This window comes from Profundibacter sp., from assembly GCF_965277155.1.
Lineage (GTDB): Bacteria > Pseudomonadota > Alphaproteobacteria > Rhodobacterales > Rhodobacteraceae > Profundibacter.
Genome location: NZ_CBDIBV010000014.1, coordinates 287198 through 303720, shown reverse-complemented (window position 1 = coordinate 303720; position 16523 = coordinate 287198). Strand labels below are relative to the sequence as shown.

Genomic DNA, 16523 nt, shown 5'->3' with positions numbered 1-16523 from the left:
AATTTCCGCGACCACCTCTGTCTGCCCGAACGCACCGTTGTCTGGCGGCATGCCTTTGGCAATATCAAGGTGCAGCTGATCACGGTGATTGCCTTAAGCTACGCCAACCTGCTGGAGGGCGCGGTGCTGACCGAAACGATTTTCTCCTGGCCGGGGATTGGCCAGTATATCACCACGGCGCTGTTGTCGGCCGATATGAATGCAGTGCTGGGCGGTACGGTTGTTATTGGCCTGATCTTTGTGCTGTTGAATATTTTCTCCGATCTGCTGTATCGGTTCTTTGATCCGAGGGCGGCAAAATGACGGACACAAACACACAAAAACAAACCCTGCGCGAATGGCTGATGACCGATACGCCTACCTCGCGGCGGCACGCAAAATTTGCGGCGCTGTATTCGGGCTGGCTGACGCTGAAATCCAACTCGATGGCGATGATCGGACTTGGCATCCTGTTGTTGCTGGTGCTGATCGCCGCCGCCGCACCCCTGCTGGCCCCAATGAGTCCGTTTGTCCAAAGCCTTGGCGACCGATTGCAGCCACCGAGCACGGAGGGGCATATTCTGGGGACCGACAGTCTGGGCCGCGATATTCTTAGCCGGATGATCTATGGCTCGCGGATCACGCTGTATATTGTGGCGCTGGTGGCGATGATTGCGCCCATTGTCGGGCTTTTGGTGGGCACGGTGGCCGGTTATACCGGTGGTTGGGTCGATACCATCCTGATGCGGATCACCGACATCTTCCTGGCCTTCCCCCGCCTTGTTCTGGCGCTGGCCTTTGTGGCGGCTTTGGGGGCGGGTATCGAAAACGCGGTGCTGGCAATTTCGCTAACCGCATGGCCCCCCTATGCGCGGATCGCGCGGGCCGAAACCCTGACCATCCGCAATTCGGATTATATCGCCGCCATAAAACTGCAAGGTGCGCATGCCCTTCGGATTATCACGCGCCATATCTGGCCGCTGTGTATTTCGTCGCTGATCGTGCGGGTCACGCTGGATATGGCCGGTGTTATTCTGGCCGCTGCCGGCCTTGGCTTCCTTGGGCTTGGCGCACAGCCCCCCAGCCCCGAATGGGGTGCGATGATTGCCGAAGGGCGGCGGTTTATTCTGGATCACTGGTGGGTTGCCACCATGCCCGGCCTTGCCATTTTTACCGTCTCGTTGGCGTTCAATCTGTTGGGTGACGGTCTGCGTGATGTTCTGGATCCCAAAGAAGGAGGCCACTCATGACCCCGCTTCTGGATGTCAAAAACCTGCGCGTCACCTTCCCGACGCGACAGGGCGAATTCGAAGCCGTGCGCGGCGTGTCCTTTACCCTTGGCAAAGAACGCCTTGGCATTGTGGACGAAAGCGGCTCGGGCAAATCCATGACCGGCCGCGCCATCCTGCGTCTGATCCGCCCGCCCGGACGGGTCGAGGCGGACAAGATGGAACTGCATGGCCAGGATTTGCTGGGCATGTCGGAAAAGGAAATGCAGCGGGTGCGCGGGCAGAAAATCTCGATGGTGATGCAGGATCCCAAATTTTCGCTGAACCCTGTGATGACGATTGCCGACCAGATCATGGAAATCTACCGCTTCCACACCGGGGCTGGCAAAAGGCGGCATGGGCCAAGGCGATTGAAATGCTCGAAGCTGTGTCGATCCGCGACCCTGAAAGGGTGATGCGCAGCTATCCGCATGAGATGTCCGGCGGTATGGGCCAGCGGATCATGATTGCGATGATGCTGGTGACAGAACCGGAAATCCTGATTGCCGATGAACCCACCTCGGCGCTGGATGTGTCGGTGCAAACGCAGGTGCTGTCGATCATCGACCGGCTGGTGCGCGAACGCGGCATGGGGCTGATTTTCATCAGTCATGACCTGAAGCTGGTCTCGTCCTTTTGCGACCGTGTGCTGATCATGTATGCCGGCCGCGTGGTCGAGGTATGCGAGGCTGACAAGCTGGAGCAGGCCACCCATCCCTATACCCGCGGATTGCTGGGGTCTTTGCCGGATATCCGTCATCCAAAGGATAGGCTGGAAGTGCTGAAGCGTGACGAAACATGGCGTATCGCCGAAAGCGTGAGTGGTCGGACATGAGCCATATACATATTGAAAACCTGAACGTCTGGTTCGGCGACGGGGCCGAGAGGGTGGACGCCGTCAAAGGGGCCACATTCGATGTGCCCAGCGGCGCCAGTTTCGGCTTGGTCGGGGAAAGCGGCTCGGGCAAATCAACGATCCTACGCGCCATCATGGGCCTTGCGCCAACGTGGTCGGGCACCATTCAGGTGGGTGATTTCAAGCTGGGTAAAAAGCGACCCAAGGATTTCTACAAAGACGTGCAGATGGTATTTCAGGACCCCTACGCATCGCTGCACCCGCGCCATTCGGTGGATCAGGTGTTGGGCGAAACCCTGTCGCTGCACGGGTTCAAGGACATCGATAATCGCATCATGAAACTGCTAGACGATGTGGGCCTTGGGCCTGCGTTCCGCTTCCGTTATCCGCACCAACTGTCCGGTGGACAACGCCAACGGGTGGCGATTGCGCGGGCACTGGCACCGGAACCATCGGTGATACTGCTGGACGAACCCACCTCGGCGCTGGATGTCTCGGTGCAGGCCGAAGTGCTGAACCTGCTGTCGGACCTGCGCGAGGAACACAAGCTGACCTATTTGATGGTGTCGCACAATCTGGCCGTGGTCGCGCATATGTGCGACGCAACAGCGGTGATGCAGAACGGTGAAATTGTCGAGGTAATGACGGTCGAAGATATGCGGGCGATGAACCCCAAACACCCCTACACCAAACACCTGCTGGATTCGTCGTTCGGCTATAACCCCAACGCGGCGCAATCGGCATGAGGGGCACAACCGCCATTGTCACCGGTGCCGCGCGCGGCATCGGGCTTGCCACCACCCGCCTGTTTCTGGCCGAGGGCCGCCGCGTGGCGATGATTGACCGTGACGCGGATGAATTGATGAAGGTGGCCGACGGGATGGAGGGCGTTTTGCCGATCATCTGTGATGTGTCACAACCCGATCAGGTGGATGCTATGGTAGCGCGGGTGATCGACGAAATGGGCCGCATTGATGCGCTGGTCAACAATGCCGGTGTGGCTGCATTCGAACCCATTGGCAAAACCGATTTCGAAACATGGCGCACAGTGATGGAAACCAATCTGGACGGCGTGTTCCTGTGTTCCCAGGCGGCGATTCCGCATATGGCCAAACAGGGCGGCGCGATCGTCAACATCGCGTCAATTTCAGGCCTGCGGGCCAGCACATTGCGGGTGGCCTATGGCACCTCGAAGGCGGCAGTGATCCAGTTGACCAAACAACAGGCCGTGGAACTGGGCGAAGTCGGCATCCGCGCCAATTGCGTCGCCCCCGGCCCGGTGGCCACCAAACTGGCCATCGCCGTCCACAGCCCCGAAATTCGCGCGGCCTATTACAAGGCCATGCCGTTAAACCGCTATGGCACCGAAGAGGAAATCGCGCAGGTGATTGTGTTCCTTTGCTCGGACAAGGCCAGCTTTGTCACGGGTCAGGTGGTGGCCGCCGATGGCGGGTTTGAAGCATCAGGTGTTGGCTTGGCAGCTTTGCGGGCCACTGGCGTGGCTGATTGAGATTTTAGCGCCTGAAGTGCATTCTGGCGGGCATTTCTAAAATGTGGTCGGAACTGTTTGGACATTATTGCGTTGCAATAAGTGATGGTTAGCGCGTGTTGCCTGGTTGCAACCAAATGGTTTAACAGCATTTTCTGATAAAGGGTCGAATGCTTGCGTGCCCGCAACAGTTTGTAAATCCCAACCCTGTCAAGCGTCCCCCCGACGCAACCGGTGATAATTTTCCCCAACACGCCCATATTCTGCCAGACGGAAAGTATCCCGTGACCCATATAACGGCATTTGATTTTGGTTACTTGCGCCCCGCGAAATAGCGCCGCATGCATCGCATCGGCCATCAGGGTCGGGTTGTAAAACAGGAACACCCTTTCGGCTGTTTTGATCATATCCGGTGCAAAACCATAACGGCTGTTGAAATCCTTGCGCCATGCGAGCCGAAACCTTTGTTCCCAGCTGGCGACCTCGCGGTTCAGCGTGGCCTGTGGGTTTACTGCAATCACCGTTGACCCCGGTACAACAGCGCTAAAGGCACAGGCGGCATATCCACCCATCGAAGTGCCGTAAAAAACCACCTTTTCAAACTGTTTAAAAAAGCCGTCTTTGGCTAGGGATTCAAAAAAATCGAAAACCGCTTCGTCCCGATACCAGGTTGGGCCATGTGCCAGCAGACCAAGTGTTGACCAGCCCTTTGAGGTGGCAAATTCAACGCCCCAAGGCAGGCGGTCACTTTTCTGGCGAATGTCGTCCAAATTGTCAAAACTCACCACAAGAATCGGGCCCTTGCGAATGAAGACCGCTTTGTGTTGCGGCCCAACTTCCCTATAAAAACCGCCTTCTGCGCCCGCACGGGTAAGTGTATTCCTCCATGCTTCCGAGGACCTTTCAATTGCCGATTTATTTACAGCAGCCATTTTGTTTCCTGCTTTCCTGTGTACAGCTTAGTACGGCAGTTGCCGTACACATTTAATAAGGTAATCAACACCATATTTAACAGGATGTTAAGAAAAGCAACCGTCTCTACAGGAAATTGCGCAGGTGATTATGTTCCTGAGTTCCGGCAAGACCAGCTTTGCCATCGGTTAAGTGGTGGCAGCCGATGGCGGGTTTGAAACCACCGACGTGGGATTGGCGGCAATGCGGAGGTAGTGATTGGCTCGGCCAAAACCTCGGACGAAACCGCCTCGGCCCATGAGCCGTCATCATTCAGCAAACGGTCGCCAGTCAGAAGATCAGCGGCATCCACCCAATAGCCATCCGAAAGCGGCCCCGCATAAACATGCCCCTCGGACGCATGCGCAACCTGCCGTGTGGTCTGGATAAAGAACGGGTGTGTCGGGAGTTACCGGTATCCAGTCGTCATACCCGTTGCTTCAGATGCATTTAAAGGCGTGCCTTTAACCCGTTCCAATCGCTAGCCGAATGGCAAAGGCAACGATCGTCAGGGCCGTTACGCTGGCAATCCACAATCCGGCAAACCAGAGCAGGCGGCGGATAAGGCTGTGTTGGGGTTGTGTCTCGAAAGTGGTGGAAATTGATTTCAGGCACCTCCGAGCGGGTTGAGTTATGCGCCGGTCAGGCGGCTTGGTCAAGGGTTGCGTCGGCGACGGGCTGAGCGAGCGTTTCCCAGCCATCGACCTTTCGCATGACGATCTGCCCCGAGGCCATCAGAGCCCAAAGCAGCATCGGCACGGTCTCGGCGCATGGCAGCACGGTCTGGGTCTTGATGCGGCGGCGGAATTCCTCGTTCAGGCGTTCGATCGCATTTGTCGTTCTGGCCGATTTCCACTGGCCTTGTGGCAGACGCGTGAAGGTGAAAAGCTTATCTCCTGCTTCTTCCAAGCTGTCAGCGACGGCCTTGCATTTCAGCCGCCATTTTCGCAGAAATGCCTTGCGGCGGGTGGCGATTTCCTCGGGTGTTTTGGCGTAGATCATGTCGCGGTAATCTTCTGTCAACTCATCATGCATACGCTTGGGTGCCTTGGCCAGAAGGTTGCGGTGCTTGTGCACCGTGCACCTCTGGATCGGCAGATCTTCACCCCAGAGGGCAATGAGAGCGACCTCAAGTCCCGGTGCCCCGTCCACGATGACAAATTCGGGCCGTTTCAACCCGCGCGCATCCAGATCGTTGATGAACTGACGCCAGGCGGAGGTGCTTTCGCCGCCCATGTTCATCAGTGATAACAAGACCTTCTGCCCATCCCGGCGCACGCCAATCGCGGCCAGAACCGAGATATTGGTGGCCTTCCTGTCAATCCGCGTTTTGATCACGGTGCCGTCCAGGATCAGCCGCACGATGTCTTCATCCGCAAGGCTGCGGGCGCACCACGCCTGCCAGTCCACCTTCACCTTGCGCCAGGCGCGGCTCACCACATCCTTGCTGACCGCCCCCTGAAACAGGCCGAACAGGGCGCGTTTTACCCGCCGTGTGTTGGTGCCCGAAAGGTAGACAGCAGCGATCAGCGCCTCGGCCTTCTTCGTCAGCCGCTGGTAGCGGGGCAATGCCTTCGAGCGCCATTCTCTGGCCTTGCCGGCCTCGCCTGTGATCCGCGCACGCGGCACGCGCACCGTTTCGGTTCCAAATGTTCCGACCAGTTGCCGCTCGCGATGCCCGTGGCGGTATCCGGCCTTTGCCCCGCCGCTGCGGCCATACCGGCAACGGCCCAGAAACTGCTCCAGCTCCTCTTCGAAAACCGCCTCGATCGTCGCGCGGATGTTCTGGCGCAGCCGGTCTTCAATCGGGTCATAGCCTGCTTCATTGGCCAGTAGCGCGGATGTCGATGTTGCTGTATTCTTTGTCATGGCGTGATCTCCTTGGCGGTTCCAGCCGCCGGTTGGGTGGCTTCGATGCACCCGGAGATTACGCCGTCCTCGAATTTCCACCAAACTCGCGACACTACCCCTGCATGGACAGGCACCCGTTCCGGTATTAATAACGGGATATGGGGGCTGAAAAGCAATGCTAAAATCGCGTGCGAAATATCATTTGGGCCAGGTTGTGCGCCACAGGAAACATCCCTTCCGCGGGGTGGTTTTTGACGTGGATGCCATGTTCGCCAATACCGAGGACTGGTACGAGGCTATCCCCGAAGAGGTGCGCCCGAACAAGGATCAGCCATTCTACCACCTTTTGGCAGAAAATGACCAAAGCTATTATGTGGCTTATGTGTCGGAACAGAACCTTGTCGCCGACTATACCGGCGAGCCGGTCAGCCACCCCGACCTGCCCGACCTGTTTGGTGATTTCGAGGACGGGCAGTATCCGTTACAGTTCCAGCTAAATTAATACCCCAAAGCACAGCCATCCTTGCGCGGGTCCGACGCGCCAATCAGTACACCTGCCTCATGGTCGATGCGGATTGCCTGCGCGCCGCCCAATGCGGCTTTGGGGATCACCACCTTGTGGCCCATATCGGCCAGTTCCTGACGCACAGCATCGCGATAACCGCGTTCGACATTCATCACGCCTTCGTCTGAAAAACTGCGCGGGGCGTCGATGGCGGCTTGGGGGTGCAGGCCGAAATCAACCATATTGGTCATAAACCGCACATGGCCGTTTGGCTGATAGGCACCGCCCATCACGCCGAAGGGCATGATCACTTTGCCACCCTGTTTCAGCATCCCCGGAATGATTGTGTGCATCGGGCGTTTGCCGCCACCCGCCTCATTGGGGTGGCCTTTGATCAGGTTGAAACCGGCACCCCGGTTCTGAAAATTGATGCCAAACTTGTCCGAGGCAAGGCCGGATCCAAAGGCATAGTAGATCGAATAGATCAGGGAAACCGCCATCCGGTCCTTGTCGACCACAGTCAGGTAAACCGTATCCTTATGCACGTTTTCCGACAGCGCGGCGGGGTTTTCCATTGCATGGTTAGGATCAATCAGCGCGGCCAGTTTGGTTGCAGTTTCATCGGCCAGCATGTGGTCCAGACGGGTGGTCATTGCCGGATCGGCGATGAACCGATTGCGCGCATCATAGGCCAGTTTGGCAGCTTCGGCTTCCAGATGGGCGCGCTTGGCACCAAAGGGGTCCAGCGCGGGCAGGTCGAAATGGGTCAGGATCTTTGCCATCAGAATGGCGGTTGCGCCTTGGCCGTTGGGCGGATGTTCCACCAGCTCATAGCCCTTGTATTGCCCGCTGACCGGATCGGTGTATTCGCAGGCGGTGGCAGCGAAATCGTCCAGCATGTGGGTTCCGCCCATTGCTTGCAGGGAATTTACCATGTCTTCGGCCACTTCGCCCTCGTAAAATCCGTCACGGCCATCGGTGGATATGCGGCGCAGAACCTCGGCCTGGCCGGGCGCGCGAAAAATCTGGCCAGGGGTCAGGGGGGCACCGTCGTTCAGGTAATATTTCCGCGCGGCCCCTTGCAGGCGTTCGGCATTTCCGGCCCAATCGAACGAGGCACGCGGTGCGACCGGCACACCGGTTTCGGCGTAATGGATTGCAGGCGCAAGCGATGCCTTTAGACCGATCTTGCCCCAGTCTTTGGACAGGCGGCAAAAGGCGTCGATCGCACCGGGGATGGTCACCGCATCGGGACTGCCAAGGGGAATGGTTTTATGGTCTGTGTCACGCAGTTTTTGCGCTGATAGTCCGGCCGGCGCGCGGCCCGATCCGTTCAGTGCCACAATTTCTTCGCTGTCTGCCGGTTTCAGCAGAACAAAACAATCACCGCCTATACCGGTGCTTTGGGGTTCGCAAATGCCCAACAAAACAGCAGCGGCAACCGCGGCGTCCACAGCGTTTCCACCCGCTTCCAGCATCTGCACCGCAACCTTTGCGGCCAAGGGGTGTGATGTTGCGCACATTCCGTTGCTGGCATAAACGGTAGAACGGCCCGGCAGGTGGTAATCACGCATCTTGTGTCTCCTTTGCAGTATGCAAAGCACAACCTAGGACGGATCAGGGGCAATTCCAATTTGAAATTTGGGGAGTAGTCCTCGACGTCGCGAACTGGGTGGGGGCTGTTAAGCACGACGCCGAGGGAAGCTATATGCAGCTACCCTTTGAATATTCCCTGCTATTCTGTCCGACTTGAGGTGCGATTGCGGCCAAAATACGGCATTTTGCACGAAATGGCATCAATTATCGGGGAATTATGTTGCCCCTACGGAAATTCGAAAGCTAAGCAGGTTCTTCCCGGATATGCGCGTGTAGTTCAATTCATGCGCCAGATCACGAATCAGGAACCAGCCAAATCCGCCTTCCGGCAATTCCTCGGTCTCGCAATCAAGCGGGGCGGAGGATCCATTTGGCGCTTTGCCCTCGGGCATTGGCACACCTTCGTCCCGCAGGTGACAAACCAATCCGTTATATGTCGGGGTGATTTGCAATTCGACCATGCCATCCGGGGTGTCGATATAGGCATGTTCAACGATGTTGTTCATCGCTTCGGCCAAAACCAGTTCGATGTTTCCCCGGTCATGATCGGACAGATCAAGCGCGGTAAGTTGTTCCATCATCTGCGCAAGAGCCGAGCGAACGGCTAGCGGTTTTCCCGGAAAGGTGATGCGGAAACTATTATTGTTCAGATTTTGTAACTGAGGCAAGGTTCAGCCCTTTTCATCAACAGGATCAATCGGTCAGGATGCTTTGGCAACCCCGTCAAAAGCGGCATCTACAGTGCTGTGAATGGTGAACACAGAGTCCATCCGCGTCAGGCGAAACACCTTTTCGACATTGGGGCCAAGCCCGGCCAGTTCCAGTTTCTGGGCCGGTGCCAGAAGTTTCATTGCGGCGACGACGGCACCAAGCCCACTGCTGTCCAGAAAATCGACATGTGACAGGTCAAGCACCACGCGGGGCGATTCGCCGTTGGTTACCGTGCGCAAGTCATCCTTGAACTGGATGGCGATGGCGGCGTCGATCCGCTCCATCATGGCGGTGACGATCAGTGCGTCGTCGCGGGGGGATGTTTCCAGCTGCATTATACTCTCCGTAACGTTTCGGTGTCGTCAGGGTAGACAGCAATCGTTACCAAACGGTATGCAAACCTCGAGAGCTGTCGATTTTTTATGAAGGATTGAGCAAATGAAAGAAGTCGTGATCGCCGGAGCGTCCCGCACACCGATGGGCGGGTTCCAAGGGGTATTCGACGGGGTCGAAGCCCCCGTGCTGGGCGGGGCCGCGATAAAGGCCGCGATTGAAGGGGCCGGTGCGACGCCTGAAATGGTCGAAGAGGTTCTGATGGGCTGTGTTCTGCCCGCCGGTCTGGGACAGGCCCCCGCGCGGCAGGCCGGGTTTGCGGCGGGGCTGGGCGAAGAGGTTCCAGCCACCACGCTGAACAAGATGTGCGGATCAGGGATGCGCACGGCGATGATGGCCTTTGACCAGATTGCGCTGGGCAGTAAATCGGTGATGGTGGCGGGCGGCATGGAAAGCATGACCAACGCGCCTTACCTGTTGCCCAAGATGCGCGGCGGGGCGCGGATCGGCCATCAGAACGTTCAGGACAGCATGTTCCTGGACGGGCTTGAGGATGCCTATGACAAAGGTCGTCTGATGGGCACTTTTGCCGAGGATTGCGCCGAGAAATTCCAGTTCACCCGCGAGGATCAGGATGAATTTGCGCTGAAGTCTCTCTCGAACGCACTGGAAGCCGAAAAGAGCGGGGCGTTTGACGGGGAAATCACGCCGGTCACACTGACCACACGGCGCGGGGAGACCGTGGTGGCGGCGGATGAGCAACCGGCCAAGGCACGGCCCGAGAAGATCCCGCAACTGCGTCCGGCGTTCAAAAAGGACGGCACGGTGACTGCGGCGAATGCCTCGTCCATTTCCGACGGGGCTGCGGCGCTTGTGATGGCAAGCGCTGAGGCGGCGGCAGAAAAGGGCCTGAAGGTGCGGGCGCGGATTTTAGGACATGAAAGCCACGCGCAGGCCCCGGGCTGGTTCACCACGGCACCGGTTCCTGCGGTCCAGAAGCTGCTGGCCAAGATCGGCTGGTCGGTGTCGGACGTGGACCTGTGGGAGGTGAACGAGGCCTTTGCCGTGGTGCCGATGGCGTTGATGCACGAACTGGGTGTGTCGCGTGATATTGTGAATGTGAACGGCGGCGCCTGTGCGTTGGGCCATCCGATCGGGGCATCCGGCACACGGATCATCGTGACCCTGCTGAACGCGTTGGAAAAGCGCGGGTTGAAACGCGGCGTGGCTGCGATTTGCATCGGTGGCGGTGAAGGCACCGCGATTGCGATTGAACGGGTGTAAGGGTGGATTACCCGTCCCTTGCCAAACGCATTGCCGCCCTGACCCAAGGGGAAACGGATGCCGTTTCCCTGATGGCCACTGTGGCTTGCGAGGTGCATCATAGTGACGATCGTTTTGACTGGACGGGGTTCTACCGCAATGTTGGAGGCGATCTGCTGAAGATCGGTCCCTATCAGGGTGGCCATGGCTGCCTTGTGATCCCGTTTTCGCGCGGGGTGTGCGGTGCGGCGGCGCGTACCGGTCAGGTGCAACTGGTGGCGGATGTTGCGCGATTTGAGGGGCATATTGCCTGCGCGTCCAGCACCCGAAGCGAGCTGGTGTTGCCGGTATGGTATAGGGGTGGCACATTGCTGGGGGTGTTTGACATCGACAGCAATCAGCCGGATGCCTTTGGTCAAGAAGATGCCAAAGCACTGGCGGCTATTCTGGCGTCTGTTTTTTCACAATAACAAGGTGTTCCGCCCCGACACCCCCTTGGCAGGGGACTTTCGGGTCGGCGGGGGCCTCGCTTGCGCTCGGCCTGACTTTGATGCCTCCGGCGGAGGTATTTTCGGCAAGAAGAAGATGCGAATCCTCTTGCAGGGAATCATATTACGGGGAACCTCTGTAAATTCCCGTTTTCGCCTTCTTCGCGGCGGGGTGGACGGTTTTTCGCCTGTCCCGCCTGATTGCTTCGGATCATAAACCCATTTTCACCGGTTTCAAGCCGGTTTTGGGTATTTCAGGCACACCTCACCCCATGAACCCTTATCCCGGCGCCGCCAGGCCGCATTCGAACTGGACGAAGCGCTTCATGTTGTAGACCAGGTTCATCATCCCGATGCGAAATCGCGCCCGCTTCAGGCCGATGGAGCGGATCAGCTTGCCGCCCATGGAGCGCTCCTGAAAAGCGAATACATGCTCGACCCGGACCCGCACTTTCGAGCGCCTCCGGTTGGCCTTTTGCTGGCGCTCGCCAAGCGGCTTGCCGCGCCTGCCCTTGTGATGGATATGGCTGTGAAGCCCCCGCTCTTCCAGCTCGCTTTCGATCTTTTGCGAGCGATAGGCGCTGTCGGCCCACAGGTCCGATGAGGTGTTGCTCGCATCAATCAGACCGGCAAGCGCCTGGCTGTCATGCACGGCGGCATCGGTGACATCATAAGCGCGGATGAATTTGTGCCGCCGGTCGACATTGATGTGGTTCTTGTAGCCGTAATAGCTCTTGCCGTGCTTCTTCGTCCAGCGCGCATCCACGTCCTTCTGGCGCTTCTTGTGGGGTTTTTCCTCCCACTCTTCAGGCGTTTCGCCCGCCTTGATTTTCTCGTTCTCGTCCCTTTTGTTGTGCTGGCGCGGCGCCGGAACGATGCTCGCATCAACAATCTGCCCGCCCATCGCCAGATAGCCCTTTTCGCGCAGAAAGGCATCGAACTTGTCAAACAGCTCCTTCATCTTCCCGGCCCCGGCCAGCCTTTCACGGTAGGCCCAGATGGTCTTGGCGTCAGGTACGCTGTCTTCAATGCCAAGGCCGAGAAACCGCATGAACGACAGGCGGTCGCGGATCTGATACTCGATCTGATCGTCAGAGAGGTTGTAGAGCTGCTGCAAAACCATCGTCTTGAATATCAGCACCTCATCCCAAGGCGGGCGGCCAGCGTTGGATTTGCGCTGTTCGGGCGGCGTGCGCCATATGGCCTTCAGCTCGTCCCGGTAATCCTCGAACGGCACCATGTCGTTGAGCAACACCAGCGGATCACCAGATTTGTCCAGTCCCGCGTATCGGCTGGAAAGATCAAAAAATCCCATCTGACCCATGACAAAACCCCGTCGGTCGAATCATTTTCATCCTGATGACGATTCTACCCCGTCAGGCCGGATTTTGGGGGATTTTTAGAGGTTCCCTACGGGCAATGGTGAAAATAGATGTGAAAATTTCATAAGGTATTTCACGAATGTTACACAGCGACCCGTTACGGGCAAAAACCCTTGGTGCAGACCTGCGGGCGATCCGCAAGGCGCGCGGGGTGACCTTGACGGATTTGGCGGAACGGCTGGGTCGATCTGTCGGCTGGTTGTCACAGGTCGAGCGGGATTTGTCGGACCCGTCTGTTGATGATTTGCGCAAAATCTCCGCGGCGCTGGATGTGCCAATCTCGATGCTGTTTTCCCATGCCGCCGCCCCTGCGGGCGAAGAAGGTTATGTCGTGCGAAAGCATGCGCGCCGCAGTATTGGCAACCGCGAGGCGGGACTGGTCGAGGAACTGCTTTCGCCCGATCTGACCAATGATTTCGAGGTGGTTCATTCCACCTTTGAGCCCCGTTCCAAGGCCAAAGAGGCCATTGCGCGTTCCACTCAGGAGGTTGGTTATCTGGTATCCGGCATGCTGGATATATGGATTGCTGGCCGGAAATTCACCATCCACCCCGGCGATAGTTTCCGCATCAAAGGCGAGATGCACCGCTGGTCCAACCCCTATGACGAGCCTGCCGTGGCGATCTGGGTGATTGCCCCGCCGGTCTATTAACAAGGAGCAGATTATGGCTGAAATCCCAACGAAAGCACGGGTTGTCATTATTGGCGGCGGGATCATCGGTTGCTCGGTTGCATATCATCTGGCGAAACTGGGCTGGCAGGATGTGGTTCTGCTGGAGCGCAAACAACTGACCAGCGGTACGACATGGCATGCGGCGGGGCTGATCGGGCAATTGCGGTCGTCCAGCAATATGACGAAGCTGGCAAAATACAGTCGTGATTTATATGCCTCGCTGGAGGAAGAAACCGGCGTGGCGACGGGGCTGCGAACCTGCGGATCAATCTCGGTTGCACTGACCGAAGACCGGCGCGAGGAACTGTTTCGCGGCGCGGCCATGGCGCGGGCGTTCGGGGTGGCGGCCGAGGAAATCACGGCGCAGGAGGTGAAGACCCGCTATCCGCACCTGAATATTGACGATGTATTGGCCGGGGTGTTTATCCGTGATGACGGGCAGGGCGATCCTGCCAACATCGCGCTGGCACTGGCCAAGGGCGCACGGATGCGCGGGGCACAGGTGCTGGAACGGGTGCGGGTTGCGGGGATACGCACCGAGGGCGGGCGCGCAACCGGTGTTGAATGGGAAACGGATGCGGGGCAGGGGTTTATTGCCGCTGATCATGTGGTGAACTGTGCCGGTATGTGGGGGCATGAAGTGGGCCGCATGGCGGGGGTAAATGTGCCGCTACAGGCCTGCGAGCATTTCTATATCGTTACCGAGCCGATCAAGGGGCTGGAGCAACTGCCGGTGCTGCGGGTGCCGGACGAATGCGCCTATTACAAGGAAGACGCGGGCAAGTTTCTGCTGGGGGCATTTGAGCCGAATGCCAAGCCCTGGGGGATGGACGGCATTCCCGAGAACTTCGAATTTGACCAGCTGCCCGAGGATTTCGACCATTTCGAGCCGATCCTAGAGAAGGCGATCAACCGTATGCCGCTGCTGGCCGAGGCGGGGATTCACACGTTTTTCAACGGGCCGGAAAGTTTCACGCCGGATGATGCCTATCATCTGGGGCTGGCGCCGGAGCTGGAGAATTACTGGGTGGCCGCCGGGTTCAACTCGATCGGTATCCAGTCGGCCGGCGGGGCCGGTATGGCGCTGGCGCAGTGGATGCAGGATGGCGAAAAGCCGTTTGATCTGGGCGATGTCGATATCAGCCGGATGGCACCGTTTCAGGGCAACAAGACCTATCTCTATGAGCGCTCAAAGGAAACGCTGGGCCTGCTGTATGCGGATCATTTCCCTTACCGGCAAAAGGCCACGGCGCGGGGCGTGCGGCGATCACCCTTCCATCAGCACCTGCTGGACCAGGGCGCGGTGATGGGCGAGGCTGCCGGATGGGAGCGCGCCAACTGGTTTGCAAACGTGGGGCAGGAGCGCGAATACCGCTATTCTTGGAAGCGACAGAACTGGTTTGAAAACGCTGCGGCCGAGCATCGCGCGGTGCGCGAAAATGTCGGCATGTATGATATGACGTCATTTGGCAAAATCCGCGTTGAAGGCCGCGATGCCGAAGCCTTTCTGAACCATGTCTGCGGCAATGATATGTCGGTGCCGGTGGGCAAGATCGTCTATACGCAATTCCTGAATACCCGTGGCGGGATCAAGGCGGATGTGACGGTGACGCGCCTGTCGGAAACGGCCTATCTGGTGGTGACCCCGGCGATGACACGGCTGGCGGATCAGACATGGCTGCACCGGCATCTGGGCGACAATAACGCGGTGATCACCGATGTGACGGCTGCCGAAGGCGTGTTGGCGGTGATGGGGCCGAACGCGCGGGCGCTGATGCAGAAAGTTTCACCCAATGATTTCTCGAATGCGGTCAATCCGTTTGGCACCATGCAGCAAATCGAAATCGGCATGGGCCTGGCGCGGGCACATCGGGTGTCTTATGTCGGCGAGCTGGGCTGGGAGATTTACGTTTCTTCCGACATGGCCGCGCATGTGTTCGAGGTGATATTTGACGCGGGGCAGGACATGGGCCTGAAGCTGTGCGGGATGCATATGATGGATACCTGCCGGATCGAAAAGGGGTTTCGGCATTTTGGTCATGACATCACCTGCGAGGATCATGTGCTTGAGGCGGGGCTGGGATTTGCGGTGAAAACCGGCAAGCCTGCATTCATCGGGCGTGACGCGGTATTGAAGAAAAAGGAAAACGGGCTGGACGCCCGTTTGCTGCAATTCAGATTGGCAGAGCCGGAGCCGTTGCTTTACCACAATGAACCAGTGCTGCGGGATGGGAAGATTGTGGGATATCTGTCGTCAGGGGCCTATGGGCATACGTTAGGTGCTGCTGTTGGGCTCGGATATGTGCCGTGTAAAGGTGAAAGCGCGGCGGATGTTCTGGCGTCGTCTTATGAAATCGACGTGGCAGGGGTGCGGGTGCGGGCCGATGTGTCTTTGCGGCCGATGTATGATCCGAAATCGGAGCGGGTAAAACTTTGAGGCCTCCGGCGGGGATATTTGTGGAACAGTAATGCAAGCTGTGCGTATAAGCCTGCATGCAAGGATCCACATATAATCCGCCGCCGGGGGCTTTGGCCATTCTGCACCATGACCACGAATTACTGCTGGTAGACAAGCCGAGTGGATTGTTAAGCGTGCCCGGCAAGGGTGAACATTTGGCGGATTGCCTGATGGCACGGGTGCAGGCGGTGTTTGCCGATGCGCTGCTGGTGCATCGGCTGGATCGGGATACGTCGGGGGTGATGGTATTTGCGATGACGCGCCATGCGCAGCGGCATCTGGGCTTGCAGTTTGAAAAGCGTCAGGTGAAGAAGACCTATGTAGTGCGGGTGTTCGGGCGGGTTAAAGAAAAGACCGGCACGGTCGATTTGCCGCTGATTGTCGATTGGCCGAATCGTCCATTGCAGCATGTGGATTTTGAAAACGGCAAGCAGGCGGTGACTGACTGGCGGGTGTTGAAATACGAGGATAGCGCGACGCGGGTGCGGCTGTTTCCTCAGACGGGCCGCAGCCATCAGCTGCGGGTGCATATGCGGGAAATCGGGCATCCCATTCTGGGCGACCCGTTCTATGCCACCGGCGAGGCACGAGAGGTCGAGCGCCTTATGCTGCATGCCGAAAGCCTGCGTCTGCGCCATCCGGATGGCGGAAAAGGGCTGACTTTCAAGGCAAAGTGTCCGTTCTAGGGGTTGACGTTTTTCCGCTCTCGGGGCCTTATTT

At 58.1% G+C, this 16523-nt stretch carries 16 protein-coding genes and 2 pseudogenes; 11 read left to right on the top strand and 7 right to left on the bottom strand.

All coding sequences use genetic code 11. The annotated features are described in order from the left end of the window. Nucleotides 1-21: 21 nt before the first annotated feature. The 5 genes and pseudogenes from ACQY4M_RS22400 to ACQY4M_RS22380 all read left to right on the top strand — a co-directional run. A pseudogene (locus ACQY4M_RS22400) lies at nt 22-303 on the top strand (ABC transporter permease subunit); the annotation flags it as partial. Then, nucleotides 300-1229: a nickel transporter permease gene (nikC, locus tag ACQY4M_RS22395; RefSeq protein ID WP_428549022.1), complete on the top strand. Its 930-nt coding sequence runs from the start codon at nt 300-302 to the stop codon at nt 1227-1229. The pseudogene ACQY4M_RS22400 and the gene nikC, both read left to right, overlap by 4 nt. Next, nucleotides 1226-2082 (top strand): annotated as a pseudogene (locus tag ACQY4M_RS22390) (ABC transporter ATP-binding protein). The gene nikC and the pseudogene ACQY4M_RS22390 overlap by 4 nt, the downstream one beginning before the upstream one ends. Continuing rightward, nucleotides 2079-2849, top strand: coding sequence for an ABC transporter ATP-binding protein (locus tag ACQY4M_RS22385; protein ID WP_428549019.1), 771 nt, complete (start codon nt 2079-2081; stop codon nt 2847-2849). The pseudogene ACQY4M_RS22390 and the gene ACQY4M_RS22385 overlap by 4 nt, the downstream one beginning before the upstream one ends. After that, nucleotides 2846-3613: an SDR family NAD(P)-dependent oxidoreductase gene (locus tag ACQY4M_RS22380; RefSeq protein ID WP_428549016.1), complete on the top strand. Its 768-nt coding sequence runs from the start codon at nt 2846-2848 to the stop codon at nt 3611-3613. The genes ACQY4M_RS22385 and ACQY4M_RS22380 overlap by 4 nt, the downstream gene beginning before the upstream one ends. Here the strand turns inward: ACQY4M_RS22380 and ACQY4M_RS22375 are convergent. From ACQY4M_RS22375 to ACQY4M_RS22365, 3 genes are all read right to left on the bottom strand, one after another. After that, nucleotides 3532-4524 carry a hypothetical protein gene (locus ACQY4M_RS22375; protein WP_428549013.1) on the bottom strand — a complete coding sequence of 331 codons (993 nt, stop codon included), beginning with the start codon at nt 4522-4524 and terminating at the stop codon, nt 3532-3534. The genes ACQY4M_RS22380 and ACQY4M_RS22375 overlap by 82 nt on opposite strands. A gap of 483 nt (nt 4525-5007) precedes the next feature. Continuing rightward, on the bottom strand, nt 5008-5244 hold the full coding sequence (locus ACQY4M_RS22370) for a DUF2474 family protein (protein ID WP_428549010.1): 237 nt from the start codon (nt 5242-5244) through the stop codon (nt 5008-5010). After that, nucleotides 5186-6412, bottom strand: coding sequence for an IS256 family transposase (locus ACQY4M_RS22365; RefSeq protein ID WP_428539582.1), 1227 nt, complete (start codon nt 6410-6412; stop codon nt 5186-5188). The genes ACQY4M_RS22370 and ACQY4M_RS22365 overlap by 59 nt, the downstream gene beginning before the upstream one ends. A 157-nt stretch (nt 6413-6569) precedes the next feature. On the opposite strand from ACQY4M_RS22365, the gene hspQ reads away from it, so the two are divergent. Further along, nucleotides 6570-6896, top strand: a complete 327-nt coding sequence (hspQ, locus tag ACQY4M_RS22360) for a heat shock protein HspQ (RefSeq protein ID WP_118943725.1) — start codon at nt 6570-6572, stop codon at nt 6894-6896. Here the strand turns inward: hspQ and ACQY4M_RS22355 are convergent. From ACQY4M_RS22355 to ACQY4M_RS22345, 3 genes are all read right to left on the bottom strand, one after another. Beyond that, a complete protein-coding gene (locus ACQY4M_RS22355; RefSeq protein ID WP_428549007.1) occupies nt 6893-8473 on the bottom strand; it encodes a gamma-glutamyltransferase family protein in 1581 nt (526 codons plus the stop codon). The two genes, hspQ and ACQY4M_RS22355, sit on opposite strands and share 4 nt — an antisense overlap. A 237-nt stretch (nt 8474-8710) precedes the next feature. Continuing rightward, nucleotides 8711-9163, bottom strand: a complete 453-nt coding sequence (locus ACQY4M_RS22350) for an ATP-binding protein (RefSeq protein WP_428549004.1) — start codon at nt 9161-9163, stop codon at nt 8711-8713. Nucleotides 9164-9196: 33 nt separating this feature from the next. Beyond that, nucleotides 9197-9541 (bottom strand): STAS domain-containing protein, encoded by a 345-nt coding sequence (locus tag ACQY4M_RS22345; RefSeq protein ID WP_428549001.1) that lies wholly within the window; start codon nt 9539-9541, stop codon nt 9197-9199. A 103-nt stretch (nt 9542-9644) separates the two neighbouring features. Between ACQY4M_RS22345 and ACQY4M_RS22340 the strand changes: the two genes are divergently transcribed. Both ACQY4M_RS22340 and ACQY4M_RS22335 read left to right on the top strand, forming a co-directional pair. Further along, on the top strand, nt 9645-10823 hold the full coding sequence (locus ACQY4M_RS22340; protein WP_428548998.1) for a thiolase family protein: 1179 nt from the start codon (nt 9645-9647) through the stop codon (nt 10821-10823). 2 nt (nt 10824-10825) lie between these two features. Next, a complete protein-coding gene (locus ACQY4M_RS22335) occupies nt 10826-11272 on the top strand; it encodes a GAF domain-containing protein (protein ID WP_428548995.1) in 447 nt (148 codons plus the stop codon). 298 nt (nt 11273-11570) lie between these two features. Here ACQY4M_RS22335 and ACQY4M_RS22330 read toward each other — a convergent pair whose 3' ends face one another. Then, nucleotides 11571-12614: an IS5 family transposase gene (locus ACQY4M_RS22330; RefSeq protein ID WP_428539227.1), complete on the bottom strand. Its 1044-nt coding sequence runs from the start codon at nt 12612-12614 to the stop codon at nt 11571-11573. Between the two features lie 137 nt (nt 12615-12751). On the opposite strand from ACQY4M_RS22330, the gene ACQY4M_RS22325 reads away from it, so the two are divergent. The 3 genes from ACQY4M_RS22325 to ACQY4M_RS22315 are packed head-to-tail and all read left to right on the top strand — an operon-like array spanning nt 12752 to nt 16489. Beyond that, the gene (locus ACQY4M_RS22325) at nt 12752-13324 is read left to right on the top strand and encodes a helix-turn-helix domain-containing protein (protein ID WP_428547860.1); all 573 of its coding nucleotides are present in this window, start codon (nt 12752-12754) and stop codon (nt 13322-13324) included. 13 nt (nt 13325-13337) lie between these two features. Continuing rightward, entirely contained in the window at nt 13338-15782 is a 2445-nt protein-coding gene (locus tag ACQY4M_RS22320; protein WP_428548992.1) for a GcvT family protein, read from the top strand. A gap of 56 nt (nt 15783-15838) precedes the next feature. Next, nucleotides 15839-16489: an RluA family pseudouridine synthase gene (locus tag ACQY4M_RS22315; protein WP_428548989.1), complete on the top strand. Its 651-nt coding sequence runs from the start codon at nt 15839-15841 to the stop codon at nt 16487-16489. The last annotated feature ends 34 nt before the right edge of the window (nt 16490-16523 follow it).